We start from the raw sequence: 6,132 nt of genomic DNA, 5'->3' as shown, positions 1-6,132 counted from the left end.
GTTGGGGGTGGGGTGTAATGACTGTGGTTAGCATAACTAATTATGCGGACATAATATCAATAACGCATTACTGGATAAGAGTGAGCAAATTGTTGAAAGTCAGCGTCAGGAGTAGATAATTCAACTAAAGTTTTAGGTGTAACTAGATGCACAATGCTTTTAGGAGTAAGCTGCCACTACTGCTGACATTCTGCTTATTTATAGTTTCGCGTAAAATTCCGCGCACAAGATGGCTTGCACAGTTTTTCTGGCTACAAAACTGAATATGAAGGGGATATTCCTAACGAACTTGTGACTCGTGACTACAACCGTTTTACTCTAGCTTTGGGTAAACTCAAAATTCCTGATGAAGCTTTACGCCCTAGTGTCAACGTTGATATTGAAGTCATAGCAACTCGTTCTTTGGGAATACGTTCTACGAAGCAAACTATTAGCTGGCAGGGTGCAATCCGCAAGCCTAGATAAAATTTAGGAAGATTTTTTCCCATCTGAAACCATTTGCGAGAGAATATAGGCTGCAAAATCTAGTAATTGATCCAGTAAAAAGCCAATGATACCGATGTAGAGGATCTCCTGGATTATGTAATCGGCATTGCCAGCTTTATAAGCATCCCACAGGGTAAAGCCAAGTCCTCTTGGGCCGATTAACATTTCTGTAGCAATAACTATAAACCAGGCTACCCAAATGCTAACTTTCAAGGCGTGAAATAGATGAAATATAGCTACTCGAAAGTTATTATTCTGTCTATGAAAATGCCGCATCCCTATTGCCGTATTAATAATCATCGTCCAGAGAGTTCCTAAAAAAACTACTATAATAGCAGCCGATTCGCTCTCTTGAAATGCTATTAGGGCAATAGGTAGCAAAGCTATAGGCGGGATACTATGTGGTATTTGAAATATTAGCCTAAATAGCTGATAAATCATGCTATTCATGCCTATGAAATATCCAATAAAGCTACCCAAGACAACGGCTGGAATGTAACCGACAAATAACCGTTGTAGGCTAGCTAAAATGTCTAAAAACATATTATTCTCTCTGCCTCAGTTCTCATATAAAAAATTTGGGAAATACTGTGGCAATAACACAAAATAGGAATAGAAAAGTGTATTTAATTACACGTCATCTTTGAACACCGTAAGATTTTTGATATTTTTTCCTCCTTGATGGCTAATCAAAAACTTAAGTATTCTTACGATGTGCTAGTAGTACTACAAAGAAGATGTAAAACTTGGCTTTACTAAACCTTATCAGAAAAATAAATCCTGATTAGTAAATTAAATACAATTTCCAGAATTTACTTGCTTGATAATTGTACTAATACCAATTATTAATGAAGCTGCCCAAAATCAAGCTTGGTCAGACTTGGGGCTTGAGCAAATTGTTCGGGAGCAATCTCATAGCGTCAGTGTGGGTAGTCCACTACCTCTTCTTTCTGACGGTACAGGACAAATAATTAGAAATGGTGCAAATTAAGAGTAGTGTAAATATCAGAAATTATGGACGCTGCTAAACGCCTTGCTACTCTCAATCGCATCCGCAAACTCAGTCGTTTGATGGATACATCTATACGCATCCCTCTAACAGGTTTTCGCATTGGAATAGATCCAATTATTGGTTTGGTTCCAGGTGCTGGTGATTTAATCAGTACAGCATTTTCAGCTTACATCATATTTTTAGCTACCCGTTTTGGCATCCCACGTCAAGATTTAGCCAAAATGATTTTTAATGTTGGTTTGGAAACAGTTGTTGGTACTGTGCCTTTATTGGGTGATTTATTTGATGCTTTCTATAAGTCTAATATTCGCAATTTGGCTATTTTAGAGCAACATTTGACAGTAGTTGAACCAGAACTCAAAAAAGTGTCTGATGAACTTTACTCTGGTAAGTTCAGGCAAGTTTAAGTTAGTCGTCATAGCATCACTAATCTTGTCACTGCCTTCTGGCTCTTTCAATCTTAGAAGTCTCTAGATAAAGGAATTTGAATTTTATGTGACAACGCCTTTAACTAGCCAAGTTTGATACCCTGTTCCTTGAGTAGATTGATCAACAATTTTTGAACTGTACCAATTAAAGTACCAATAAGAGGAGTAAGAACAGTTAAGAGATATCGGCGGAAAGTTTTGACATCGAAGGGCCAAACGGGCAACTCATCAGTCATAGTGTACAAGGCACGTAGCTGCTGAATTTTTTCAGATTTTTTCTTGAAAGCTTCTGTCTCTTCAGCCAGACTAGTATAAATGCCTGAATACTCTGCTCGGAACTGTCGAGCAATTTTATGTAAAGACTCTTCTTTAGCTCTTTTCATACCGCTATGTGCTGCCAGCAATGGCCCAAAAAAACATTCCATTGATAGCAAAATATATAGTGGAATTACTAAATGAACAAACCACAATTCTTTTTCGATACCTTGTGTAATTACCTGATACTCAATCACGCCAATCAAGATACCTAATACACCAACTAGATAGGCAGTTTGAAGTGAATAATTACTCAGACATCGAAGACCGCCACAGCGATCGGGATGAAGAGGATTAATATCGAGATTCTTCTTTCCGAAGAGTCGGTAGAAAATCAAAATATTTGTAATAAGATTGAGAACAAGCATACTACCCATATATACGACTGCAAATGTAGCAATCGTAATAGTCAAAGTTGCTAGAAGACTAGAGCTAGTCCAACTATTTTCTAATTTTGGTCGAGTTATAAAACAATAGTGCTGAAAAAGATAGCGCTGGCAGGTGCAGAAAGCTTGCGCCATTTTTTGGAATAGAGGTTAATAACAAATTGATCAATCTCTGATTTGTCAGTTTCTAATACGTCAGATGTTTCAAGCTCTTGAATTACTTTATCGATTACTTGAAAACTCCACAAGTAATATCCCAATGTTACTGGATTGATGAAAAGTCCTAGTAACCAGGGAATCCCGTCTCGAAGCAACCCCATCTGCTCTTGCTTAGACCACAGCGTATCAGTTATCCATGCAGTAAACAGATAAACTACAGTAGCGGTAACTGCTGCCAACAGTCCAAAAGTTAGAGGAGAAAGACAAAATTTTTCAATTACTAGATACGCAACAGGATCAAATCGGTGAAGGTTTCGTTTGTGCGAAATATCGTAATTAATTTTTTCTTTAAAAATGAGTCAGGTCAATAACACCATACATATTTAGGAATAATTGTGCCAATTTGGACAAACAAAATATAGTAATAAATCTAGTGAGCCACTAAGGGACTTCCAAAAAATAAATTATCCCAAATTAATTTGTACATTTGTAGGAGCGCACAGTGCGCCCCTATGTTCGCGGAACGCCCCGCAGGTTTTACTGGAAGTCCCTAAAGTTAACAACTAACGGCAAAATCAGTATTTCTCGTTTGATAAAGAGTTTTTGGTACATACCTCACCCCAAACCATGCCCTGAGCAAGCCGTTGGGTGAGCATGATATCTCTTGAACTAATGACTAATGACTAATGACTCTATCTTTACGATTATTTTCCTAAATTCCGCTTCATTTGTTCTAACTCATCCTGAGTCTCCCAGCTACGGAACTTTTCTTCTAAGTCATCAAAGCCACCAGAATAACTGCTAGTTTTATTCGACCAGCCGCTAGTTTCAAAACGCTGCTGGGTTTGCGCTTTAGCACGGGCTGTCTGTGCTTCGGCTGCTTTAGCTTGCACTTCCTGTCGCCGTTGCTGAATTTTTCGCAGTAGTTCCTGAGATTGGTTAATGCGTTCTTTCAGCCCTTGCATGTGTCCCCAGCGCTGATTTCCTTCGCGCAACAGGGCTGCTTCTCGCTCGCCTGCCGCACTTGCCAAATCCTCTCTGCCGGCGTTTTTGGCTTTTTGAATACGGATATGCCAACGCTGAATTTCTTGAGCGGTGGACAGAATTTCTTCTTGCGATCGCTTCTCTTGTAATTGTAAATCTGCGATCAGCTTTAATGTGCCTTCCTCTTGCTCACGCAGCTGTTCTAGCAGCGCCTCTAACTCCAAATGTGGATTGTTACGCAAGAATTCTTCTAAACGGTTTTCTAGAAACCGACTCAAATCATCAAATAATCCCACTGCTAGAACTCCAGAGATTGGGTGCGTGACTATTTTATTGTAGTAGTAGTCAGGTGAACTTCTGAGTGTTAGTTAGATTTAAAAATTGGGAAGAATGTATTTGGTGAAAATACGCAAGCAACGCTAACCTACAAGATAAGGCTTTAATCAGTATGAGTTCTGATTTTCAACCGCCATCTAAGAGTTTGTCCATACTAGCTTCTGTCGGAGGAGTAGTTAGCGGTCTAATAGCGATCGCAATATTAAATGTTTGGTCTAAGCAAGTTCTCAAGACTTCTATAGAAAAACCTGAAATATCAACATCCCAAACTGCTGCACGACAATCGGTACAACCGGAGAAATCCCAACGCCCTGTTTCTGGTGCTAAAGAACCTGAAATAGTTGCCAGTCTTGATGCGAAATCCGTAGTTTTACCAGGTCAGCCCATTCCTAAGAACCAACTAACTGTATCAATAATTCCATACGTTGCTCCTAGAGTTGGAAACCTGACCCCAGAGGAAACGACAACTGCCCGTCAGGCTTGGTCATACTTCCAGCGCAACTGGAACGATGAAACTGGCTTAGTCAATTCCGTTGATGGCTTTGCCTCTGTCAGTATGTGGGATCAGACAGCAGCGATCGCAGCTTTGGTTAGTGCTAAAGAACTCAATATCGTGCCTGCGGCTGAATTTGATGCCAAAATGACTAAAATGTTGAATACATTGGCATCTATGCCTTTATACAAAGGCGAACTACCCAACAAAGTCTACAATGCAAAAACCCTAGTACCTGTTAATTATGGTCAATTAGAAAAACGCGAAGAAATTGGTTGGTCAGCCATAGATTTAGGCCGAATGGCAATCTGGCTGAAGATTGTCGGGACAAAGTATCCAGAGATGCAGCTAGAAACAGAAGCAATTTGGCAACATTGGCAAGTCAAGCGTCTGACCAAAAATGGACAAATGTACGGTACTGCCGTTATCAAAGGCAAAGAACAGTACAACCAAGAAGGCCGCTTGGGCTATGAAAATTATGCTGCTTATGGTTTAAAGCTTTGGGGCTTGGATGTTACACAAGCATTGGATTATCAATCCCATACTGCCTTTGTTGATCTTTACGGACAGGGAGTTCCTTACGACCAACGGGACTTTAAAAACTCTGGAGCCAATAACTACGTTCTTAGCGAACCCTATATCTTAGATGGCATCGAAACTGGGTTTCAAGCTTTGCCTAAAATATACGCTGATCGCATTTTAGCTGCTCAAGCAGCGCGTTATGAAGCGACAAAACAATTAACTGCCGTCACCGAAGATAACTTAGATCGCCCCCCATACTTTGTTTACAGCAGCTTGTTTGTCAACGGAGAACCTTGGGCAACCATCGCAGATACTAGAGAAAAACACAACAATTTGCGGTTCCTCAGTGCCAAAGCTGCGATCGGCTGGCATGTGCTTTACAATACTACTTACACCAGCCAGTTATTTGATTTCGTCCAAGGCAACCTAAAGTCAAAAGATGGCTATTACAACGGCTTTTATGAATCTTTACGTCAGCCGAATAAAACTCTTACTGCCAACAATAATGGTGTGATTTTAGAAAGCTTGTTGTATAAACAAGTTGGACAACCGCTCACAGTTTGGGCAGGAGTCAAGAGCCAGAAGTCAACCAAAAGGGCTATCAGAACACCACAAGTTACAGCTAAGATTCTTAGATAGTAAAAAAACTGGCGTTGCATATCGGAAGAACTATACCTGTATAAATCTATTCATCACTCGATTCAGCAACGCCACCCTATGGCAAAAGTCTTTGAACGGATATTGAAACATCCGCAAACGCTAATGGTGTAACTGTTCCTTGCTTAATTGTATATTTTTCAACATACTTACCATTTTGAGGGTTTCTGAACACAATTATCTGTTTAGCAGATAAACTTAAAACCCAATATTCTTGAATCTCAGCCGTCGCATAAATCGCAGCCTTGATCTCCAAGTCCTTGTTTAAACTTGTGTTGGCAACTTCTACAATCCAGAAGATACAGCAGATTGCAGGTAGATAGAGTACACTAAACGCTAGTGCATCAACCGGGA

Annotated in this window: 8 protein-coding genes and 1 pseudogene; 4 read left to right on the top strand and 5 right to left on the bottom strand. The window is 39.9% G+C overall.

The genetic code is table 11. The annotated features are described in order from the left end of the window. Window positions 1–204: 204 nt before the first annotated feature. A pseudogene (locus tag ACFE90_RS35145) lies at window positions 205–465 on the top strand (collagen-like protein); the annotation flags it as partial. A gap of 3 nt (window positions 466–468) precedes the next feature. Here the strand turns inward: ACFE90_RS35145 and ACFE90_RS35140 are convergent. Next, the gene (locus tag ACFE90_RS35140; RefSeq protein WP_375506894.1) at window positions 469–1,029 is read right to left on the bottom strand and encodes a nitrate transporter; all 561 of its coding nucleotides are present in this window, start codon (window positions 1,027–1,029) and stop codon (window positions 469–471) included. Between the two features lie 277 nt (window positions 1,030–1,306). Between ACFE90_RS35140 and ACFE90_RS35135 the strand changes: the two genes are divergently transcribed. Continuing rightward, entirely contained in the window at window positions 1,307–1,477 is a 171-nt protein-coding gene (locus ACFE90_RS35135; RefSeq protein ID WP_375506893.1) for a hypothetical protein, read from the top strand. A gap of 23 nt (window positions 1,478–1,500) precedes the next feature. Continuing rightward, window positions 1,501–1,905, top strand: a complete 405-nt coding sequence (locus ACFE90_RS35130; protein ID WP_375506892.1) for a DUF4112 domain-containing protein — start codon at window positions 1,501–1,503, stop codon at window positions 1,903–1,905. Window positions 1,906–2,009: 104 nt separating this feature from the next. On the opposite strand, the gene ACFE90_RS35125 is transcribed toward ACFE90_RS35130, so the two are convergent. The 3 genes from ACFE90_RS35125 to ACFE90_RS35115 form a co-directional block, all read right to left on the bottom strand. Further along, window positions 2,010–2,618, bottom strand: coding sequence for a hypothetical protein (locus ACFE90_RS35125; protein WP_375506891.1), 609 nt, complete (start codon window positions 2,616–2,618; stop codon window positions 2,010–2,012). A gap of 86 nt (window positions 2,619–2,704) precedes the next feature. Next, a complete protein-coding gene (locus tag ACFE90_RS35120) occupies window positions 2,705–3,025 on the bottom strand; it encodes a hypothetical protein (RefSeq protein ID WP_375506890.1) in 321 nt (106 codons plus the stop codon). A gap of 465 nt (window positions 3,026–3,490) precedes the next feature. Further along, window positions 3,491–4,066 (bottom strand): TIGR04376 family protein, encoded by a 576-nt coding sequence (locus tag ACFE90_RS35115; RefSeq protein ID WP_375506889.1) that lies wholly within the window; start codon window positions 4,064–4,066, stop codon window positions 3,491–3,493. A gap of 152 nt (window positions 4,067–4,218) precedes the next feature. On the opposite strand from ACFE90_RS35115, the gene ACFE90_RS35110 reads away from it, so the two are divergent. Next, window positions 4,219–5,760 (top strand): DUF3131 domain-containing protein, encoded by a 1,542-nt coding sequence (locus ACFE90_RS35110; RefSeq protein ID WP_375506888.1) that lies wholly within the window; start codon window positions 4,219–4,221, stop codon window positions 5,758–5,760. A 76-nt stretch (window positions 5,761–5,836) separates the two neighbouring features. Here ACFE90_RS35110 and ACFE90_RS35105 read toward each other — a convergent pair. Then, window positions 5,837–6,132: Uma2 family endonuclease (locus ACFE90_RS35105; RefSeq protein WP_375506887.1), on the bottom strand; the 296-nt coding region annotated here is incomplete at its 5' end.

The organism is uncultured Nostoc sp. (assembly GCF_964245445.1).
Lineage (GTDB): Bacteria > Cyanobacteriota > Cyanobacteriia > Cyanobacteriales > Nostocaceae > Nostoc.
Note: the sequence above shows the minus strand (reverse complement) of the source record. Positions and strands in the feature narration are given on the sequence as shown.

What these genes read in the sequence shown, in the direction of transcription:
- ACFE90_RS35140 (WP_375506894.1), bottom strand. Translation starts at nt 1,029, where the DNA reads ATGTTTTTAGACATTTTAGCTAGCCTACAACGGTTATTTGTCGGTTAC.
- ACFE90_RS35125 (WP_375506891.1), bottom strand. Translation starts at nt 2,618, where the DNA reads ATGGGTAGTATGCTTGTTCTCAATCTTATTACAAATATTTTGATTTTC.
- ACFE90_RS35130 (WP_375506892.1), top strand. Translation starts at nt 1,501, where the DNA reads ATGGACGCTGCTAAACGCCTTGCTACTCTCAATCGCATCCGCAAACTC.
- ACFE90_RS35110 (WP_375506888.1), top strand. Translation starts at nt 4,219, where the DNA reads ATGAGTTCTGATTTTCAACCGCCATCTAAGAGTTTGTCCATACTAGCT.